Origin of the sequence: Gilliamella sp. wkB171 (genome assembly GCF_001693755.1) — a bacterium.
GTDB classification, from domain to species: Bacteria; Pseudomonadota; Gammaproteobacteria; order Enterobacterales; family Orbaceae; genus Gilliamella; species Gilliamella apicola_F.
Map to the genome: position 1 here is coordinate 100,770 of NZ_LYST01000055.1, position 22,484 is coordinate 123,253.

At 35.4% G+C, this 22,484-nt stretch carries 14 protein-coding genes, 1 tRNA gene and 1 pseudogene; 11 read left to right on the plus strand and 5 right to left on the minus strand.

The window, feature by feature from the left end; translation table 11 throughout:
* Positions 1-177 precede the first annotated feature (177 nt).
* The 5 genes from A9G03_RS11650 to A9G03_RS11670 all read right to left on the minus strand — a co-directional run bounded on the left by A9G03_RS11650 (position 178) and on the right by A9G03_RS11670 (position 6,938).
* Positions 178-2,307, minus strand: a complete 2,130-nt coding sequence (locus A9G03_RS11650) for an AAA family ATPase (RefSeq protein ID WP_065799283.1) — start codon at positions 2,305-2,307, stop codon at positions 178-180.
* An 18-nt stretch (positions 2,308-2,325) separates the two neighbouring features.
* On the minus strand, positions 2,326-3,957 hold the full coding sequence (locus tag A9G03_RS11655) for a hypothetical protein (protein WP_065799284.1): 1,632 nt from the start codon (positions 3,955-3,957) through the stop codon (positions 2,326-2,328).
* Between the two features lie 411 nt (positions 3,958-4,368).
* Complete coding sequence (groL, locus tag A9G03_RS11660; protein ID WP_065633806.1) at positions 4,369-6,015, minus strand: chaperonin GroEL; 1,647 nt, start codon at positions 6,013-6,015, stop codon at positions 4,369-4,371.
* Positions 6,016-6,061: 46 nt separating this feature from the next.
* Entirely contained in the window at positions 6,062-6,355 is a 294-nt protein-coding gene (locus A9G03_RS11665; protein WP_034915350.1) for a co-chaperone GroES, read from the minus strand.
* A 133-nt stretch (positions 6,356-6,488) separates the two neighbouring features.
* Positions 6,489-6,938, minus strand: a complete 450-nt coding sequence (locus tag A9G03_RS11670; protein ID WP_065633807.1) for an FxsA family protein — start codon at positions 6,936-6,938, stop codon at positions 6,489-6,491.
* Positions 6,939-7,096: 158 nt separating this feature from the next.
* Between A9G03_RS11670 and A9G03_RS11675 the strand changes: the two genes are divergently transcribed.
* From A9G03_RS11675 to A9G03_RS11725, 11 genes and pseudogenes are all read left to right on the plus strand, one after another.
* Positions 7,097-7,172 (plus strand) — tRNA-Phe (locus A9G03_RS11675).
* Between the two features lie 232 nt (positions 7,173-7,404).
* A pseudogene (locus A9G03_RS12925) lies at positions 7,405-8,280 on the plus strand (phosphorothioated DNA-binding restriction endonuclease).
* A 108-nt stretch (positions 8,281-8,388) separates the two neighbouring features.
* Positions 8,389-9,999 (plus strand): type I restriction-modification system subunit M, encoded by a 1,611-nt coding sequence (locus tag A9G03_RS11685; protein ID WP_065799285.1) that lies wholly within the window; start codon positions 8,389-8,391, stop codon positions 9,997-9,999.
* The gene (locus A9G03_RS12390; protein ID WP_082209457.1) at positions 9,986-11,179 is read left to right on the plus strand and encodes a restriction endonuclease subunit S; all 1,194 of its coding nucleotides are present in this window, start codon (positions 9,986-9,988) and stop codon (positions 11,177-11,179) included. The genes A9G03_RS11685 and A9G03_RS12390 overlap by 14 nt, the downstream gene beginning before the upstream one ends.
* A gap of 25 nt (positions 11,180-11,204) precedes the next feature.
* A complete protein-coding gene (locus A9G03_RS11695) occupies positions 11,205-14,273 on the plus strand; it encodes a type I restriction endonuclease subunit R (protein WP_082209458.1) in 3,069 nt (1,022 codons plus the stop codon).
* 97 nt (positions 14,274-14,370) lie between these two features.
* A complete protein-coding gene (locus A9G03_RS11700; RefSeq protein ID WP_065799286.1) occupies positions 14,371-15,543 on the plus strand; it encodes a DUF4268 domain-containing protein in 1,173 nt (390 codons plus the stop codon).
* A gap of 1,042 nt (positions 15,544-16,585) precedes the next feature.
* On the plus strand, positions 16,586-18,199 hold the full coding sequence (locus A9G03_RS11705; protein WP_065799287.1) for an ABC transporter substrate-binding protein: 1,614 nt from the start codon (positions 16,586-16,588) through the stop codon (positions 18,197-18,199).
* A 147-nt stretch (positions 18,200-18,346) separates the two neighbouring features.
* On the plus strand, positions 18,347-19,363 hold the full coding sequence (gene dppB / locus A9G03_RS11710) for a dipeptide ABC transporter permease DppB (protein WP_065632936.1): 1,017 nt from the start codon (positions 18,347-18,349) through the stop codon (positions 19,361-19,363).
* 14 nt (positions 19,364-19,377) lie between these two features.
* Complete coding sequence (gene dppC / locus A9G03_RS11715; RefSeq protein ID WP_141671486.1) at positions 19,378-20,301, plus strand: dipeptide ABC transporter permease DppC; 924 nt, start codon at positions 19,378-19,380, stop codon at positions 20,299-20,301.
* A 13-nt stretch (positions 20,302-20,314) separates the two neighbouring features.
* A complete protein-coding gene (gene dppD, locus A9G03_RS11720; protein WP_065799288.1) occupies positions 20,315-21,292 on the plus strand; it encodes a dipeptide ABC transporter ATP-binding protein in 978 nt (325 codons plus the stop codon).
* A complete protein-coding gene (locus A9G03_RS11725; protein ID WP_065799289.1) occupies positions 21,282-22,268 on the plus strand; it encodes a peptide ABC transporter ATP-binding protein in 987 nt (328 codons plus the stop codon). Before dppD ends, A9G03_RS11725 begins: the two co-directional genes overlap by 11 nt.
* Positions 22,269-22,484: the final 216 nt, after the last annotated feature.

Consider the following 22,484-nt stretch of genomic DNA (forward strand, 5'->3'; position numbering starts at 1 on the left):
TTACAACGGTTAATTTATTTACCACTGCTATTGGGTAATTTTCTGATAATTTACGTGGCTACGCTAAAAAGTTTTGAATTTAAGAAGGGTTGTATAATTGAAGCTAAAGGAACATTACCTGTTAGCTTCAATTTATTGTAGTAAATTTCACTTCGCTAAAAACGAAGTGAAGCGTTTTTAATTTTTACAAAATTCCATATCAAAACTATGCGTTTGTTGGTTATACACTATTTTAAACGTGCCTTGATCAAGTGGATTTTGTAATATGTGATTGACGATAAACGGTCGAATATTGGCTTTAATATAACCAGGTAAACCTCTTGCACCACGAATAATATCATAATGATCATGACAAAATGCACTAAGACAAGCGTCTTGTACTTCTATAGTTAGGTTTCGAGGTTGATAAGCTTGATTGAGTTTATCAATTTCACGACGGATAATCTTCTCAATAACTTCCATTGGTAGTCGTTTAAAGTGAACAATATTTTCCCTACCATTAAAACGATTCAGTAATTCTGAACGATAGGTATTATTTAGCTCATTTGTTGCTAGTTCGCGTGCTGCCTCATCAGATAGATTAGGATCAAGATAATAAGGCTGACCAATATTTGATGTCATAATAATCATTATGTCAGAAAAATCGACCGTACGACCGATATTATCGGTTAAACGTCCGTCTGATAAGATCTGCAAGAAAATATTAAATACATCAGGATGTGCTTTTTCGATTTCATCAAATAGGTAGATACCAACCGGTTTAGCCCTAACTGAATTAGTCAAAATACCACCAGCTTCAAACCCTTCATATCCTGGCGGTGCACCAATTAATTTAGCAACTGCATGTTTTTCCATATATTCTGACATATCAAATCGCACTAATGATTTTTCGTCACCATATACGTATTGCGCTAAAGCTTTTGCCATTTCTGTTTTGCCTACACCGGATGGTCCTAAAAAGAGGTAAGACATTGCTGGTCCAGACTCTTCTAGAGCATCGACTTTAGCAACTTTAACCGAATTAGCTACATGTTTGACGATTTCATCCTGACCAAAAATACGTGACAATAAATGCGCTTCTAAATTAATCAAATTTTCAACTTCGTTTTCATCGAGTTTATTGGCTGATATTCCCGAAATTTTACTAAATTCAGTGATTACTTCTTGTCGATTTAGTCGTAGATCTTTATTGGCAAGCATTACTAGTTTTTTATGTTGCTCATTATTTTGTGCAATTTCGGCATCAATTTGTCGAATTTTTTCTTTTAATTTGGTGACAGCTGGCGAGTCAAATCCACCTGCTGTCAATTGAGCAAAGGTTTTTATGGCCGCAGAATCAGAAATTTTGTTTTCCTCTTCTTGCTCCTGAATTTGGGTGATTTCGTCTTGTAGCTGGAAGCGTAATGTTTCAGCATCTCGTTGATATTGATATGTTTTGCTGATTTCTGATTTCAAATCTTGCCAATCTTGTTGCCATTGATTTAATTGCTGTTGCAAAGATTGACGTTCTGTTTCATCAGTACTTTTCGCAATTTTAGCCATTAATTCAGCAATTTTAGGATGCTGTTTATGCGTTAGTTGGCGGTAGCTTGCTAGTGCGCGATCCAGCAAGGATATTGCGCGTTGAGGCTGTGCTCCACCTAAACCCAAACTATCACGATATTTGCTTGTTAAGTGTATTGCTTCGTCAATAGCATTATCGTCAACTTCGATTTGATGATGTTCAGACAGCTCTTTTGCAACAACTGTAACAATTGCTTTTAAATCACTTCCTGTTGGCTCTTTTACATCATAAAGCGTGTAGAGCTCAGGCATTTTAGTACTAGCTTTTAGCACACTACTAAGTTTATCATCACGAACTTCTAGAATTACTTGAAAATTACCCGATTTATCAGCATTATTTAATGCATTAATAAAATGAGCATTACCGGTATTGTGTGCCGCTTCTAAAAAATTAGCTGTATCAGTAATAATTAAAACCGATTCAGGTGTTTGCAGTAATTTTTTTAAAATATTTTGAAATTCGTTATTAATTTTAGTGCTATCACCACTGGAAAACAGTGCATCACTATTTAACCAAAATAGTTTTTTAACAATTAAGTCAAATGGTGTGTCAGGACTATTTTTAGCTGCTTGTAAACCAAGGGTAAGCGCCGAAACGCCTACACCAGCTGGTCCTGTTAGTAAAAGTGAGTTTGATGATTGTCGGATCAGAATTGATGATATTCTTTCTAAATCATGCTCTCTTCCCACTAATGAAAAATTGGGATGTTGCGCTAAATATTCACGCCCTCTAACTAGGTACATTGTGCATTCCTTCGTCAGTTATAGTTTAAAAGGGGACGTAGTATTTTTAGTTTCTTTTTTGGCTTCACTCTTTTCAGATAAAACATCACCAGTCACTGCAATAAATTCACGAGTATCACCTTGAACATCTTTGGACATTTTTTCGATTTCTTCTAAATTAGCGCGCATTGTTTCAAGGGCAGAACGGGTGATTTCTGTTGCTTCACGTTGAGTATCGCCAAATTCAGCTAAGTTTTGTAGCATAGCTTCTAAATCGTTATTGATTTCATCACGACCCGTTGCAATTCGTATTGCTTCGTTCTTAGCAATATCGTTAGTTACTCTCGCCATTTCAGCTAAAGTATTTCCTGCCATGGATTGCGCTTCATTAATCGCTGCTGAGTTAACCGCTGTTACCACAACGCTAAGTTGTGAAGCGACTGATGCAATACCGCGTGAATGCATTGCTCTTGCACTTTCTACTTGTTTTTTAGTTGCAGCTTGCATGTTACGTATTTTAATTGCTTCGGTAGTCAATTCGCCGTAGGTTTGCATCGTATCGACAGTTGCAGTTGATACGGTATCGATATGTTCATCCAAATTACGTCTGGTTTCTTCCAGTTTCATTGACTCTAACAAATTGTCACCAACATCTTTATTTTCGAGTTCTTGTCGGCGTTCACGATGGACTTTTTCAACTTGTTTGGTCGCTTCGTTCATAATGGCATAAATTTGGATCATGTTACCATTATTGTCGCTAAGCCCTTCGATTTGTTTAACCATCTTTTCAAGATGACCACGAATAGCACCAAAACGCTCTTTACCTTGGTTGACGAATTTTAAGGCAGATTCAACCATATCAGCTTGTCGTAATGTGTGTTCATCTGATGTTAAATTCAGTAGCTCTTTTAATTTCTCAACATCAAGTGATTCACTACGTTGCGCATGGCGGTGTTTAATTTCTTCTTCAAGATTTGCTAATTGTGTATTTTTATTTTGTATATCTTGTTCTAATTGCGCTATTTTTTCTTGATTAATTGCTATTTTCGCTTTTGAGGCGGCTTTAATTTTTCCAAGGCCAAAGAATATTCTATCTTGCTCTAATGTATGAATTTCTTCTTTTAGTTTAGCTATTAGTGTATCGTTATTTGTGATTTCATCTTGTATTTGTTTTTTTTCGGCTTGCTTCTCATCATCCCATTCTTGATCTGCTTTTATTTGCGCTAGGGCGTTACGCGTTTCACCATTTTGGCGTAGGTTATAAAGTGCATCAGTGATTTCGGTAAGCGGTTTGATTTTATCAATAAAATCATTAAGGTCATTATTAAAATCAGCATAGACTCGTTGCAATTCAGCGAACACTTCGGTATCAGTCATTTCGATACGTTGCTTAGACATCTCTTCAGAGATTGATTGTAGATATTCTTTGAACTTATCAAACTCTTCTACTTTTTCACGATCTATTTCTTTATTATCGGTAAATTCTAAAATTTGTGTAACTTCTTGAACTTTTTGTTGAAGAGAAAGATTATCGGAAAAAATAACTTTGAAAAAAGTATTATTTTGAATGTTAGCTTGAGGGGATTCTGTTCGGGTAGATTTTTGTCGTTGTCTTGCTGAATAATCATTTTGTTGAACTGTTGCAGCTTTTTTACTGGACGATACACTCATTGTTCTATTCCTTTTTATATTCACTTATTACTTAGTAACTTTATATCCTATTTTATATCCTATTTCATATAAAGTAATAAAGTTAGGTATAATTAATTTATTTTTATAGAAAAAATAAACCGCATTTTTTCATCATGTTATTATCTATTTTACATTTCATTTTGACAAGAAAAAAACAACATACTTGGTTCATTTCTAAAAAAGCGTAACTAAAAGTCATAAAGAAAAATTAGGTGTTTTGCTATTTTAAACAACAATTAGTGTAAATGGACTTTTATTTGATATTCACGGTGTTGATTATGTGATTAAGTTGTGAAGTTAATGAGTATTTGATAGAAGGAAAATAAATAAAAAACCACCCAATAAAAGGGTGGTTTTTTAACAGGTTTTGGGTTGTAACGATAGGATGAATTACATCATTCCGCCCATTCCACCCATGCCGCCCATACCACCAGCAGCACCTAAATCAGCTTTATCATCTTTAGGTAAATCAGTAACCATACATTCAGTTGTGATCATAAGACCCGCAACAGATGCAGCATATTGTAATGCGCTACGCGTTACTTTAGTTGGATCTAAGATACCCATTGCGATCATATCGCCGTACTCTTCAGTTGAAGCATTGTAACCATAGTTACCTTTGCCACCTTTAACTGCGTTAACAACAACTGATGCTTCTTCACCACAGTTAGTTACGATTTGACGTAATGGTGCTTCCATCGCACGTAAAGCTACTTTAATACCAACGTTTTGATCTTCGTTTGCACCTTTAAGGTCTAAAATTGCAGATGCAGCACGAACTAACGCAACACCACCACCAGCAACAACACCTTCTTCAACCGCTGCACGAGTCGCGTGTAATGCATCTTCTACACGTGCTTTTTTCTCTTTCATTTCAACTTCAGTTGCTGCACCAACTTTAATGACTGCAACACCACCAGCAAGTTTAGCTACACGTTCTTGAAGTTTTTCTTTATCGTAGTCAGAAGTTGATTCTTCGATTTGTTTACGGATTTGTTCAACACGCGCAGTGATTAAAGACTCTTCACCAACGCCATCGATAATAGTGGTATTGTCTTTATTGATAACAACACGTTTAGCTTGACCTAGATCTTCTAAAGTTGCTTTTTCAAGCTCTAAACCGATTTCTTCTGAAATTACAGTACCAGCTGTTAAAATCGCGATGTCTTGTAACATTGCTTTACGACGGTCACCAAAACCAGGAGCTTTAACTGCGGCAACTTTAACAATACCACGCATAGTATTGACAACTAATGTTGCTAATGCTTCGCCTTCAACATCTTCAGCAATGATTAATAGTGATTTACCTGCTTTAGCAACTGCTTCTAATACTGGTAATAATTCACGAATGTTAGAGATTTTTTTATCAGCTAATAAAATATATGGGCTGTCTAATTCAACAGTCGCTGTTTCTGGTTTATTGATGAAATATGGTGATAAATAACCACGATCAAATTGCATACCTTCAACAACATCAAGCTCGTCTTGTAAACCAGTACCATCTTCAACAGTGATAACACCTTCTTTACCCACTTTTTCCATTGCTTGTGCAATTAAAGTACCAACAGTTTCATCAGAGTTTGCTGAAATAGTACCAACTTGCGCAATCGCTTTAGAGTCTGCACATGGTGAAGATAATTTTTTAAGCTCTTCAACTGCTGCAACAACAGCTTTATCGATACCACGTTTTAAATCCATAGGGTTCATGCCAGCCGCAACCGCTTTTAAACCTTCGTTAACAATCGCTTGAGCAAGTACTGTTGCGGTAGTTGTACCGTCACCAGCAGCATCATTTGCTTTTGAAGCTACTTCTTTAACCATTTGTGCACCCATGTTTTCGAATTTATCTTCTAATTCGATTTCACGAGCAACTGACACACCATCTTTAGTAATAGTTGGTGCACCAAATGATTTATCTAATACTACGTTACGTCCTTTTGGACCTAAAGTGACTTTAACTGCATCAGCTAGTACATTAACGCCTTTAAGCATTTTAACGCGAGCGTCATTACCAAATTTTACATCTTTAGCTGCCATTTTGTATTTCTCCTGAATTCTGTCTATAAATTAAATTATTTGCCAATTACGCTTGAACAATGGCTAAAATATCGCTTTCAGATAAGATAAGCACTTCTTCGTTATCAATTTTTTCTGTTTTAACGCCATATCCTTCATTGAAAATAACGATATCGCCAACTTTAACGTCTAATGGTTGAACTTGACCATTTTCTAAAATGCGACCATTACCAACAGCTAAAACTTCACCACGTGTTGATTTACCCGCAGCTGAACCTGTTAAAACAATACCGCCAGCTGATTTTGATTCTACTTCTTTGCGTTTAATGATCACACGATCATGCAATGGACGAATTTTCATTAGTTATCTCCTAGCACTAATTTAAATTAAATAATTATTAACAATAAATCATCAAATTATGATCTATATAATATAGTGAATATTACATGGGGTTTGTTTTAAATTCTTCAAGAGAATAATATTAAAATATTTTTCAATTGATTAATTCTTCATCATCTTTACGGATGAACTCTCCCTCAATAATATCAGCATTTTTATCAGTACGTTGGTATGATGAAAATATTGATTTTTTTGGTAGTTTTCTCACAATGAAATTAACAATCGATTCTTGCACATAAGGAATTAATAAAATAGCGCCTAAAATGTCGGTTAAAAAACCAGGGATAAGTAATAGAAAACCAGCAAACAATAAAGCAACACTTTTAATAATTTCATTTTTAGGACTCTGATTTTCTGCTATTTTTTGTTGCATTTCGCGCAGGTTTTTCAAACCTTGTGTTTTAACTAATGAAAAACCAATAATAGATGTTGCAATAATACAAATTAAGGCAAGAAAAACGCCAATAGCGTTAGCCACCATCATAAATGTACTAATTTCAAAATAGAGATAAATAAAAAAAACAATAAAGCCTAGATATCGCATATAACAATTCCTTAAAAAGTGACGTTATATTATTAAAATTAGATCCAGATATATAGATGATTAGTTATTTTTCAACCAAACAATCTATTTTTTTTAAAATATCTTACAAAAGGGATTGACGGATAATCTCAGATCGTGTTTAATGTGCATCCATTGTTGCCCGGATAGCTCAGTCGGTAGAGCAGGGGATTGAAAATCCCCGTGTCCGTGGTTCGATTCCGCGTCCGGGCACCAATTCTAAAAAAAGAACACCAGCGAGAGCTGGTTTTTTTATGTCTGATGTTTATCAATTCTGATTTTATTAATAATTACTTGCCGATATTCTTTTACACTTCTATTTTTAAGCACGATTTAATTATCATTCTTTTAAATTTGTTTATTGAATGCTTTAATATTTTGTGAGCTGTCTCACAAAATTAATGTAATATTTGTAATAGCATCCAACTTTTTGCATTCAGTTTATGGGATGATGGATATCAAATATTTACAACAGAAAATCGGCGATCTCTCCATTTGGAAAAAAGGACCTCAAAGAACGCTGCATAAACCTTTGTTACTGCTTTACGTCTTATCTCAATATAAACAAGGTCATAAACGCTATTTAATTATGGAGCAGAAATTGAAGAGCCATTGTTGGATTTATTGATCAAATTTGGTCCATCACGAACGCATTATTATCCGAATATGCCTTTCTGACGTTTGAAAAATGATAGATTTTGGCAATTAACTAATATTGAAGATTGCATTAATACTAATAAGCCAAGTAAAGAACCGTCCAGTAAGCAGCTTTCACTAAATCAGGTTCATAATGGATTTGATGAACTAACATATCAATACCTTAAAAAAATACCCCCTTGTTATTGATAAATTAGCCGAGCAGATATTAAGCCAATATTTTCCTGAAAGTGTACAAGAAAATTTAATCAATCGACTTGATTTTGGATTTAGTGATTTTAACCGTCAACGAGATCCTAAATTTAGGCAATTGGTGTTACGAGCTTATAACTATCAATGTGCTATCTGTGGTTATGATTTAAAGTATGACTCGATATCGATAGGTCTTGAGGCTGCTCATGTTAAATGGAAACAATATGGCGGTCCTTGTATTGTCAATGATGGTTTAGCTCTTTGTTTATTACATCATTCTGCTTTTGATATGAGAGCGATTGGTCTTGACAGTTATTTAAAAATGAAAATATCAAGTGGAGTTAATGGTCATCAAATGGTTGAAAAATTGTTCTGGGATTTTGAAGGTAAAAACATCTTACTACCACGTATAAAAGAAGATTATTTGCATGATCGGTTTGTTGAATGGCATTTACGGGAAGTGTTTAGGAAGTAATCACTATAAGTAACAAATTAACCTATTATTTTTAATAATGGATAAAAAATTTATAAATCTGATAAAATTAACAACAATGTTAATCATTAATTGATGAGATTCTGCTACATGGAACAAAATTCTAGCACACTTTATAACGCGCTTTGGGCGTCAGCCGATATTTTACGCTCCAAGATGGATGCCAATGAATACAAAAACTATTTGTTGGGTATTATTTTTTATAAATACCTATCGGATAATATGTTGGATTATGCGGTTGATCAGTTAGAAGAGAAAGCTGATGATTTAAAACAAGCACAAGCAATCTATACTAAGGCTTATGCTAATCCAGAATTACAGCAAGATCTTAAAGAGGTGCTCAATACTCAGTTTTCTTATGTAATTGAGCCACAATATACTTTTACTCAATTGTTGGATGATATTAATAACAGCACTTTCCAATTAGAAACCTTAGCACAAGGTTTTCGTAATATTGAACAAGCGCATGAGACTTTTGCCAACCTATTTCAGGATATTGACCTTTATTCTCGTAAGCTTGGGGCCTCACCACAAAAGCAAAATGAAACTATTTCGGCTGTAATGAAAAAATTGGCTGAGGTTGATTTAGATGGTTATGTTGGTGATATTTTGGGCGATGCTTATGAATATATGATCAGTGAATTTGCCTCTGAATCAGGAAAAAAAGCGGGGGAATTTTATACACCACATGGTGTCGCAAAGTTGATGACTAAAATTGTGATGCATGGCAAACAAAAGCAAAAGGGTTTTAGCATTTATGATCCAACTATGGGATCGGGGTCATTAATGCTTAATATTAAAAAAGAGAGTCATGAACCAGGAACCGTGCTCTATTTTGGTCAGGAAATTAATACTTCAACCTATAATCTGGCACGAATGAACTTAATGTTGCACCAAGTGCCGATTGCAAATCAATATTTAAGCAATGCTGATACCCTAAGCGATGACTGGCCAACAGATGAACCAACCAATTTTGATGGTGTATTAATGAATCCACCGTATTCCGCGCACTGGAGTGCAGTAAAAGGCTTTTTAGATGATGCTCGTTTTGCACCTTATGGGGTGTTAGCGCCCAAATCGCGTGCTGATTTTGCCTTTTTACTGCATGGCTTCTACCATTTAAAATCAAAGGGTACCATGGCGATTGTACTGCCACATGGGGTATTGTTTAGAGGCAGCAGCGAGGAAAAAATACGCCGCACATTACTTGAAAACGGTCATATTTATGCTGTGATAGGTTTACCTGCGAATATTTTTTATAATACTGGTATTCCAACTACAATTATTGTCTTACGTAAAGATTACAATCAACGTGATGTGCTGTTTATTGATGCACAAGAATTATTTGAAAAAGCGCGAACCAAAAACGTCTTAACTGATGAACATGTTGAAACCATTTTTAAGGCTTATGTAGAACGCAAAACTATCGACAAATTCAGCTATTTGGCGAGTTTTACCGAGATTGAAGCGAATGATTTTAACCTTAATATTCCCCGCTATGTTGATACCTTTGAAACAGAACCAGAGATTCCTCTAACTGATTTATCCACAGCGATGATGCAGACACAACAAGAAGTAAAAACCTCAGAAAATGAACTGATTGCGATGTTAGATGAACTAACGGGCACGACACCAGAAGCGAAAAAAGAGTTAGCAGACTTTAAAGCGGCATTACAAGGAGTCGGTAATGGCAAGCATTAAGAGTAAGGTGCCTAAACTGAGGTTTAAGGGATTTAGTGGAGAGTGGAAACGTGACGAACTGTCAAAAGTTATTAATCTGAGAAATGAATCGGGTAATAAAGAAGATTTTGATGTTGATATTGAATTAGAAAATCTAGTTATAGACAAGGGGATTATCATTGGTGATACTTCAATTAGAACTCAATCAAATAGCATTTTTAAAAAGAATGATATTTTGTTCGGAAAACTAAGGCCCTATTTAAATAAATGGTGGTTAGCCAATTGTGATGGAATAAAAAGTGGGGAAATTTGGGCTCTCTATCCAAAACAAGGTTTTTCAAACTTGTTTATTTATGGATATATTCAAACCTATCAATTTTTAAAAGCTGCGAATTTAACATCTGGTACAAAAATGCCAAGAGCTGATTGGTCAATATTAAAAGAACAATCTATTAATTTCCCTCTATTAGAAGAACAAACGCAAATTGGCGATTTTTTCCAGAAACTAGATCAAGTGATTGAACTACAACAACACGCCTTAACTCAAGCGCAAAACTATAAAAAAGCCATGCTACAAAAAATGTTTCCACAAAAAGATGAAAAGGTGCCGAGGATACGCTTTAAGGGGTTTAGTGGAGAGTGGAACCGACAAAGATTACGAGAATATACCAAACTAATTACAAAGGGAACAACACCAAAAAATCAACTAAATACAGGACCAGTAAATTTTGTGAAAGTTGAAAATATTAGTTATGGAATAATAAAACCAAATACTAAAATTTCTCAAGAGGAGCATGAGAATTATTTAAGGCGTTCAAAATTAGAAGAAAATGATATTTTGTTCTCTATAGCAGGAACATTAGGGCGTGTAGCTATTGTAAATAAGTCAATATTACCAGCTAATACTAACCAAGCATTATCAATAATTAGAGGATATAATTATGATACCTATTTTTTGATGACAATATTGTCTGGTAAAGTTGTTACCGATTATATTCGCAAAAACCCTACAGTCGGTGCTCAGCCTAATTTATCTCTTGAGCAAATAGGTAATTTAGAAGTTTGTACTCCTAGTATCCAAGAACAAACCCAAATCGGTAACTTTTTCCAACAATTAGATAAACAAATTACTGAACAACAAAATAAATTAACCCATTATCAAACACTTAAAAAAGCGATGTTACAGCGATTATTTATTTAGTGGATCATTATAAAAAGGACAGCCTGTGGCGATTCAATTTACTAAAGAACGAGAGCTAGAAATCAACCTGATTAATCAACTGATTCAAGGTGAATCTCAATGGCACTATCGGGATGATTTAACCAATGAAGCAGCTTTATGGCAAAACTTACGCAACATTCTTGAAGCGAATAATCGTGCAATATTACGCGGCGTCGCTTTAACGGAGCAAGAGTTTATGCAGGTTAAAACACAGCTGACTTTTATTAGTTTTTATGAAGCGGCTAAATGGCTTGCTGGTGAAAATGGTATCGCTAAAGTACAAGTACAGCGTGAAGATGCCAGCCTTGGTACAATTCGTTTGAATGTGATTAATCGCGCCGATGTAGCTGGTGGCAGCACAAGTTATGAAGTAATTAATCAGTTTACCAGCGGTAAGCAGCAAGCTAATGATCGTAACCGTATTTTTGATGTGACATTGCTGATCAACGGTTTGCCAATGATTCATATTGAACTAAAAAATCGCCAGCACCCTTATATGGATGGCTTCCGTCAGATCAAAAAATACCTAAAAGAAGGGAAGTTTAAGGGTATTTTTTCTTCAGTGCAGATGTTTGTTGTGAGTAATGGCACCGATACCCGTTATATTGCTTCAGCACTATATTCTCAATTAAATGAACGCTTTTTATGTAAATGGGTGGATAGCAATAATAAACCTATCACCGACTATTTGGCTTTTGCTAAAGCTGTGCTATCTATTCCACAGGCACATAAAATTGTCACTCAATATTCTATTACCGACAAAGATAATGAAACGTTAATTTTATTACGACCTTATCAGATCCATGCTATTGAAGCGGTTAAACAGGCTTCGGCACGACAGCAATCTGGTTATGTATGGCACACTACCGGTTCGGGTAAAACCTTAACCTCTTATAAAGTGGCGTGTAATCTGTTACAGATTCCAGCGATTGATAAAACCCTATTTATTGTTGATCGCGTCGATCTTGATCAGCAAACGACCAGTTCCTTTACTTCTTATGCTGAATTTGATCCTGTATCAATTGATGAAACTGATAATGTCAATGATTTAGTACAGCGACTGGCAAGTGAAGATCGTGGTGTGGTTATTACCACTATTCAAAAGCTTAATTATTTAATGAAGCGCATGGCAGAAACGAATATTAGCGAACGCAAACAAAAACGCTACGATAAAATAAAATCCCTTAAAGTGGCGTTTATTGTTGATGAGTGTCACCGTGCTGTCACACCACGAAAAAAACAGGAACTTGATCGCTGTTTTCAGTATGCGCTATGGTATGGTTTTACTGGTACGCCAATCTTTGCCGAAAATCCACGCGCTGAGTTAGGTGATTTAGCAAGAACGACTGAACAACAGTATGGTAAGCGTTTACATGAATACACGGTAAAAGAGGCAATTAACGATCAAGCAGTACTTGGCTTTCAAGTGGAATATAAGAGTACTCTTGAAGAAGATGAAATTGATAGAATTATTTGCCATTATCATGCTAACAAAGAGCCGAACCAGTTAAGTACGAAAGAGAAAGAAAAGCTCATTCCTAGTGAGGTATATGACGACAATAGGCATCGCTTAAAAGTCATTGACTCGATTATCAATAAATCAAAAAGCAAACTTGGTTTTACGACGGAAAATGGTGAAGGCAAAGCTTATGGTGCAATTTTAACGGTACCAAGTATCGCTATTGCACAGGAATATTATGATTTGTTTAAACGTGTGATCGCCGGACTTGAAACCGTCAAAATTAGTGAGCACACACGAAGTATATTGCCAGATTTTCCTAAAGTCGCGATGACATATTCACTCTCTGAAAATGAAGAATCATCAATTCGCAATCAAGAAAAAATGAAAGAAGCGTTAGTTGATTATAATCAGTGCTATGATACGAACTTTACTCTTGAAACAATTCGTGCCTATAATCAAAATATCAATGCCAGACTGGCTAGAAAACAAAGCCGGTATCATAGACGAGCTGAACAGATTGATATTATTATTGTGGTCGATAGACTATTAACCGGCTTTGATGCTCCTTGCATTTCGACTTTATTCATCGACCGGCCTCCAATGCGGCCACATGATATTATTCAGGCATTTTCACGTACTAATCGATTATTTGATCATGGCAAAACCTTTGGTCAAATTGTCACTTTTCAAACACCCCTTCTCTATCAAGACGCTGTTGAACAAGCATTATTTCTTTACTCTAATGGTGGTGAAAATCATGTTCTTGCCCCAACCTGGCAAGAAGCGAAAGCCCGTTTACAACGAGCGATAAAAGCGTTACGTAATCTAGTGCCTACACCTGAAGCGACTCATCATCTCACACTAGGTGAAAAACGGCAATTTGCAAAGCTATACCAGCGTTTTGATAAAGCATTTAACGCGGCATCAGTTTATTTTGATTTTGATATTACTAAGCTCGAAGAAGATTTCTCTATTACAGAAAGTGAGATAGAAGGCTATCATGGTTTTTATGTTAATGTGCTTGAAGAGCTGCGCGATAATCGTGATGATGACGATGAAGTAGAGCCGTTAGATATTGAATATGTTCTGCTTACACACCGGATGGAAGAAATTAACTATCGTTATATTCTATCCCTTATTCAGCGTTTTGTACCTAATGCAGAAACAGCATCAGGCTTACATTTAGAGGATGATACGCAATATCAAGAAGTCGATAACTATATTCAAACGCTGAGTGAAGAAAATTCAAAACTTGCGGGGCTAATGGATACGCTTTGGCAAAATATTAAGCGTGATCCGGAATCTTACCGTGGTAAAAATATTACTGAGTTGCTGGAACAGATGATCAGTGAAACCATTCAACATTTAGTAACAAAATTTGCTGAGATTTGGGCGGTTGAGGTGGATAAACTGCGTTTTGTGGTAGATAACTATAACCCAAATCGTAGCAAACAAAATGGTGAGGATGAATTACGAAATACTAGCCATTATGATGTGTATAAGACAAGCACTGAAAACCCTGTACCTAAGTTACGTTATTGGCGTAGCATTAAAGAAGCCTATATGGAAATGATGCAAAACAACATTTTACCACTACGTTTAAGGCATTAAACCGAGTTCATTGATTAAATCGAGTGGATTATAGGATATTTGTAACAAAAAAGACAAAGTTGTAGCCGAGTTGTCAAAATAAAAATTAGGATAAGCTATGTTTATCATCGATCGTCAAACTAACCGAATTAGTTCGGTAAATGTAAAGTGTTTTAGTGAATTAGGATTTACTGAGCGTAAACATTTACAAGAGTGGCTCACCTATCAGTCCGATGCATTAGGTGAAGAGTTACTGATTATTCAAAAGGAGTTTGATGGTTTTGATGATACCCGTGAACGTTTGGATTTATTAGCACTTGATAAAGATGGTAATTTAGTGATTATTGAAAACAAGCTAGATGACAGTGGTCGTGATGTTGTCTGGCAAGTGATTAAATATGCCTCTTATTGTGCCAGTTTAACAAAAGGGCAAATTGTTGATATTTATCAGCAATATCTTAATAAGACTCCTTTCCATTCAGAAACCACAAAACAAGATAAAAAGCCTCAATTGAATGCTGCTGATCGAATTTGTGAATTTCTTGAAATTCCAGATTTAGACGAAGTCAAATTAAACCTTGGCAATAGTCAGCGTTTGATGTTGGTTGCGGCAAATTTCCGCAAGGAAGTAACGAGTACTGCGTTGTGGTTATTGGGTCAAGGTATTAATATCCAGTGTTTTAAAGTAACGCCTTATGCACTAAATGAACAACTTTTTCTTGAAATCGATCATATCATTCCAACCCCCGAAGCAAAAGAGCTCATGATTGGGATTAGCGCTAAAGAAGCAGAAGAAAAGAATACTGAAGTGGTTCTGAAAAATAGGCACTCCATTCGTCGCCAATATTGGGAGCTTACACTTGAAGTTTTCCAAAAAAGTAGCTGTACACTTTACAATAATATTAGTCCTAGCAAGGATCACTGGCTTTCGGCAGGATCAGGGCTAAGTGGTTGCCCTTACAATCTAATTTTTAGTCAAAAAGAGTTACGTGTTGAACTGTGGTTAAGTAAGAGCTCCACAGACGAAAATAAATTTCTTTTTGATTATTTATTTAAGATGAAAAATGAAATAGAAAATACATTTGGATCACCACTTGAATGGATGCGCTTGGATGATAAAAAGGCTTGCCGAATTCAATTTTCATATAAAGTCGATGGCTATAATAAGGAAGAGTGGCCTCAATATACACAATGGCATTTGGTGTATATGAGTAAGTTTGAACGTGCTTTTAAAGTACCATTAAAAAAAGCAGCTAATGCGCTTAAACAAGATAGCAAAAATAAGCTTTAATCATGTAATGATATTGGCATCTTATAAAAGGATTTTAACATGAGCACCGCACAGCATTTTATCAAGCTTGGTTAGAGGTTATTAATAATAATAAAGAACTCAATAAGCAAAAACATTTAGATCGCATGACTGATGCTGTGTTAGAAGATTATGCATTAGAAAAATGCATTATATTTTTATAATGCATCATGTTACTAAAGGAATTTATTCTGCTAGTAACTTTTTAAATTGTGTAGTCTTAGCATCAAGCACAACACAACTATTTCCTTTAACTTTCAAATTATTAATAAGTACGTCATGTTTTGGTTCATCAAAATCGTAAATCGAACTATTTATAAAATCCTGATATGTTCTGGGTGGGCAAAATAGGACATTTGAAGATATATTAAATAATTTTTCTCCCTTTAAATGATAGATATTTGGGTCATCAGATGATTTGTAAGGCCCCAATACGTTATCACTAAATTACATCTTTAGGATAAATATTTTTGTCTCTAAAACCGTATAAAACCACTCTTCAACTATATTTTAATTGCATCAAATCAAGTTGAAAATTTAATTTTATATTATTAATTTGGTGATTATTTTATTTACACTAACTATAATACATTTAATAAAAATCAATTAGTAAGTGATTATTTATATAAAAAGTTAAGGGTGATATTTAAATTGATCACAACTAAAACATATTTTTGATATAGATTTGCAAATTGAAACTGGCACTAATTTTGCATATTTTTATTTGTTTGGCGGTATCTAACTTTTGTTGCGTTAATGTTAGCAGTCATTTCAATTAAAAATGGTGTGTTAATGTAAATGCCTATGTCACACGTTGATTTTAATTATGGTGCTTTTTGCACTATATCTGTGCGGAAGATGGTAAAAATATGGATTTAATCAAGATTAAATTTTTTTGTTGTAAGAACTAAAATTAAGATATTTTATCAAATTTGTATATTAAAGATATCAAAAATACGATGCTCTTAACTTTTTTTACGTGTGACAAAATAGGTTTAATATAGTTGATAGTTAGGATGATTTTATGAGAAATATAAGTAAATATAAACGAAAATTTTTATTGAGTGCTGCGCTAATAACGTTGCTCACCAGTGCACAATCGTATGCTGATGGAACGTTAGTTTATTGTGCAGAAGCTTCACCTGAAACATTTAATCCACAGCTTGTGACAAGCGGTATTTCGATGGATGCGGGTGCAGTTCCTGTTTATAATCGTTTGGTGGAATTTAAATTAGGTACTACCGAAATTGAACCTTCTTTAGCTAAATCTTGGGATATTAGCCAAGATGGTCTAACTTATACTTTTCATTTACGTGATGATGTTAAATGGCATAACAGTAAAGAATTTAAACCAACCCGAAATTTAAATGCTGATGATGTTGTTTTTACATTTATGCGACAAAAGGATAAAAATCATCCTTATAACAAAGTTTCTGGTGGTCAATATGTTTACTTTGAAAGTATGGGATTACCAGATTTAATTAAAGAGATTAGAAAGGTTGATGATCATACAGTCGTATTTGAGTTGAGCAAACAAGAAGCGCCTTTTTTAGCCGATTTAGCGATGTCTTTCGCTTCAATTTTATCAGCGGAATATGCCGATGCTATGCTTAAAAATGGCACACCAGAAAAAATCGATTTACTACCTATTGGAACAGGTCCGTTTACTTTTGTTCAATATCAAAAAGATTCAAGAATCCTTTATAAAGCGAATCCAGATTATTTTGGTCCTAAAGCTAAACTAGATCGTTTAGTTTTTTCAATTACACCTGATGCTGCAATGCGTTATGCTAAGTTACAAAAAGGAGAGTGTCACGCAATGCCATTTCCAAATGTAGCGGATATTGAGCGAATGAAATCAGATAATAACATTGTTGTTAAAGAAATGGCGGGGACTAATATTGGCTATTTATCCTACAATATGGATAAACCACCATTAGATAATTTAAAAGTTCGTCAAGCTCTAAATATGGCTGTCAACAAAGATGCGATCATTAAAGCTGTATTTCAAGGTGCAGCTGAACCAGCTAAAAACTTTATTCCACCATCAATGTGGGGTTATAACGATGCTGTAAAAGATTATCCTTATGATCCTGCACAAGCAAAAGAATTATTAAAATCAGCCGGATTAGAGAACGGGTTTACTTTAAATTTATGGGCGATGCCGGTGCAACGTCCATATAATCCTAATGCACGTCGTATGGCTGAAATGATTCAAGCGGATTGGGCTAAAATTGGTGTAACTGCTAAAATTGTCAGTTATGAATGGGGCGAGTATTTATCTCGTATTCGTAATGGTGAACATGATGCAGTATTAATGGGATGGTCGGGAGATAATGGCGATCCTGATAACTTTTATTCTGTTTTGATGAGTTGCGATGCGGTTAAATCAGGCCAAAATTATTCACATTGGTGTTATAAACCATTCGATGATTTATTACAACAAGCTCGAATTGAACCAAATCATGAAAAACGGGTTGAGCTCTATAAACAAGCACAAGTTGAGATGCATGACCAAGCACCAGCATTAATGATTGCTCACTCAATGGTTTATATGCCGATACGTAAAGAGGTTAAAGGCTATATAATGGATCCTTTAGCATTACATAACTTCAACCAAGTTGCTCTTGAAAAATAGCATTCCTAGCGATTAACCTCTATTATGCGGTTAATCGCTGCGTTGGGTTTTACCTAATTTAATATTATCAATATATTATTTTATAACAATAAAAAGTTTATCTATTTGATAGACAATAATTTAGAAGCAATACTTAAGAGCCACTACATGTTTCGATTTCTTTTAAAGCGGTTAGGTATACTTATTCCGACTTTTATCAGTATTACACTACTGACTTTTATTTTTGTTCACCTTATTCCCGGTGATCCCATTACCGTTCTTGCCGGAGAACGAGGTTTATCGCCAGAACGTCATGCCGAATTAATGACTCAATTAGGTTTAGATAAACCGCTATATGAGCAATATTTTCAATACATTATTGGAATGTTGCATGGTGATTTAGGGATCTCGTTTAAAAGCCAAATTCCAGTTTGGGAGGAATTTGTTCCTCGATTTAAAGCAACTTTTGAGCTTGGATTTTGTGCGATGCTGTTTGCAATTAGTTTTGGGATTCCAATTGGCGTGCTTGCGGCAGTGAAACGTGGATCAATATTTGATCACACAGCTATAGGTTTGTCTTTAACGGGATATTCCATGCCGATTTTTTGGTGGGGAATGATGCTTATTATGTTGGTCTCTGTACACTTAAATTTAACCCCAGTATCAGGTCGTGTCAGCGACATGCTTTTTTTAGATGAAAGTCAACCTTTAACCGGATTTATGTTAATTGATACTTTTTTATGGGGAGAAAAGGAAGATTTTATTGATGCTGTTACTCACTTAATTTTACCATCCATTGTATTAGGTACTATCCCATTAGCAGTAATTGTGCGTATGACCCGTTCTTCTATGTTAGAAGTGTTGAGTGAAGACTATATCCGAACAGCACGAGCGAAAGGAGTTAGCAGACTGCGAATCATTCTTATCCATGCGTTACGTAATGCGATGATTCCTGTAATTACCGTTATCGGTTTACAAGTTGGTTCGATGCTTGCTGGCGCAATATTGACCGAAACTGTCTTTTCATGGCCGGGAATTGGTCGTTGGTTAATTGAAGCACTACAACGTCGAGATTACCCTGTTGTACAAAGTGGTGTTTTGATTGTTGCTGGCATGATTATTTTGGTGAATTTATTGGTTGATATGTTGTACGGTGTTATCAATCCCCGTATAAGACATAAATAAGAGTGTGTTTACAGATGAATAAACAGGTTATTACTGAAGCCACTAATGAGCAAGACACTAGTTTGGTGGTACCTCAACCATTAACCCCTTTACGTGAATTTTGGTTTTATTTTTCACAAAATAAAGGGGCTTTAGTTGGTTTGATCTTTATTGCGATTGTTATATTACTTGCTATTTTGGCTAATTTTATTGCGCCGCATTCACCTTCTGAACAATTTAGAGATGCATTATTAGCGCCCCCAGTTTGGATGGATGGCGGGAGTTGGCAATTTATTTTAGGCACTGATGATGTGGGTCGAGATATCTTATCTAGACTTATTTATGGCGCCCGTTTATCGCTACTAGTTGGTTGTTTGGTTGTTATTATTTCGCTGATTTTAGGGATTACATTGGGATTGATTGCGGGTTATGTTGGTGGCTTTGTCGATAATATAATTATGCGTGCTGTCGATATCATGCTTGCCTTACCTAGCTTATTACTTGCACTTGTTTTAGTTGCAATATTTGGCCCATCTATTGTTAATGCTTCAATGGCATTAGCATTTGTCGCATTACCACATTATGTCCGTTTAACGCGGGGAGCGGCGTTAGCTGAAATTAATAAAGATTATGTTATTGCTTCCCGTGTTGCCGGCGCTGGCGCCTTACGGCAGATGTTTATAAATATTTTACCAAACTGTTTAGCACCATTAATTGTTCAAGCTTCATTAGGATTTTCTAATGCAATTTTAGATATGGCAGCATTAGGCTTTTTGGGAATGGGAGCACAGCCACCAACACCTGAATGGGGGACAATGCTTGCTGATGTATTGCAATTTGCACAATCTGCATGGTGGGTAGTTACCTTCCCAGGTTTAGTCATTTTAATGACAGTGTTAGCTTTTAACTTAATGGGCGACGGTTTGCGAGATGCGCTTGATCCCAAATTGAAACAGTAATGGAGATTCAGTCATGGCACTATTAGAAGTAAAAGAATTATCTGTTCAATTTGGTGGATTTAAAGCGGTAGATTACATTAGTTATGATGTTGAACAAGGACAAGTGGTTGGCATTGTAGGAGAATCAGGATCAGGAAAATCAGTGAGTTCACTAGCCATAATGGGATTAATTGATTATCCGGGTAAAGTTAATGCAAATGCATTACACTTTGACGGTAAAGATCTTCAACAGATATCAGCTAAAATGCGTCGTAATATTGTGGGTGCAGATGTGGCGATGATCTTTCAAGATCCAATGACAAGTTTAAATCCGTGTTTTACCATAGGTTATCAAATCATTGAAACACTAAAAATCCATCAAGGCGGTAGGAAAAAAGCACTCAAAGCAAGAGCAATTGAGTTACTTAAATTAGTCGGTATTCCTGATGCTGAAAATCGACTCAATGTTTATCCTCATCAGTTATCTGGTGGGATGAGTCAGCGAGTAATGATTGCAATAGCGATTGCATGTAATCCCAAACTGTTAATTGCTGATGAACCAACCACAGCACTGGATGTAACAATTCAAGGACAAATTATTGAGTTATTGCTTGATTTGCAACGCAAAAATAATATGGCATTAGTTCTCATTACTCATGATTTGGCCTTAGTTTCAGAGGCTGCGCAAAAAATTATTGTCATGTATGCTGGACAGGTGGTTGAAATAGGTGATGCGGAGATCATTTTTAAAGTTCCACTACACCCTTACACACAAGCACTATTACGCTCTCTTCCTGAATTTACTCAAGATAAACAGCGGTTAGCATCGTTAGCAGGTGTTGTTCCGGGGAAATATGATCGGCCAATGGGCTGTTTACTTAATCCTCGATGTCCTTATGCTACCGAACGTTGTTATACTGAGGAGCCTGCATTAATAAGTTATTCTGAAACTAGGCAAGTAAAATGTCATTACCCACTATCGAGCGAAGGAATACCACAATATGAACAATAATATGGAAAATAACGAATTATTGCTTGATGCCCGAAACTTGAAAAAATATTACCATGTTAAAACTGGTTTTTTTTCTGAACCTAAACAAGTTAAGGCTGTTGATGGTGTATCTTTTACTTTAAGTAAAGCTAAAACACTCGCAATTGTTGGTGAATCAGGCTGTGGCAAATCCTCATTAGCAAGATTATTGACAATGATTGAAAAACCCACATCGGGAGAACTTTATTTTAAAGATCAGAATCTTTTAGATAATGATCTCAAAGCGCAAAAATTGCGTCGACAAAAGATTCAAATTGTTTTCCAAAATCCATACTCATCATTGAATCCACGCAAAAAAATTGGCTCTATTCTAGAAGAGCCACTCATTATCAATACGGATTTAACTGCAAGTGATCGTAAAGCAAAAGTGTTAGCAATGATGCAAAAAGTTGGATTAAAGGAAGAGTTTTATAACCGTTATCCACATATGTTTTCAGGCGGACAGCGACAACGTATTGCTATCGCAAGGGGATTAATGCTTGATCCTGAAATCGTGGTTGCTGACGAACCTGTTTCTGCATTAGATGTTTCTGTGCGTGCACAAGTGTTAAATTTGATGATGGATCTACAGCAAGAACTCGGTTTATCTTATATTTTTATCTCTCATGATCTTTCTGTTGTTGAACATATTGCTGATGAAGTTATGGTGATGTATTTAGGTCGCTGTGTTGAACAAGGACAAAAAGATGAAATCTATGGTAATCCTGAACATCCATACACGCAGGCATTATTATCAGCAACACCGAGATTAAATCTCGATCTTAGACGTGAAAGGATTAAATTAGAAGGAGAATTACCAAGCCCACTTAATCCTCCTTTAGGTTGTGCTTTCAACGCTCGATGCCGTTTAGCGTTTTCACGTTGCACAACTGAGCAACCGCAACTTATTAATTATAACGGACATAAAATTGCGTGTTTTTGTACAGAAAAAAGATAATAAAGGTGACAGTGAATTCTGTCACCGTATACTGTAATAAATCTATTTATTGTATTGTTTAATGATATAAACATGTTGTTGGTAAAAGTCATAAATTAACAGCTAATAATCAGCGAACTAGCAATTTAATACATAAGAAAGCAGTAGCATATCCCAATATTTTGTATAATTTTCACCTCTTTCCTGATAACAAATTGTGATATTTATGGTTTTGTG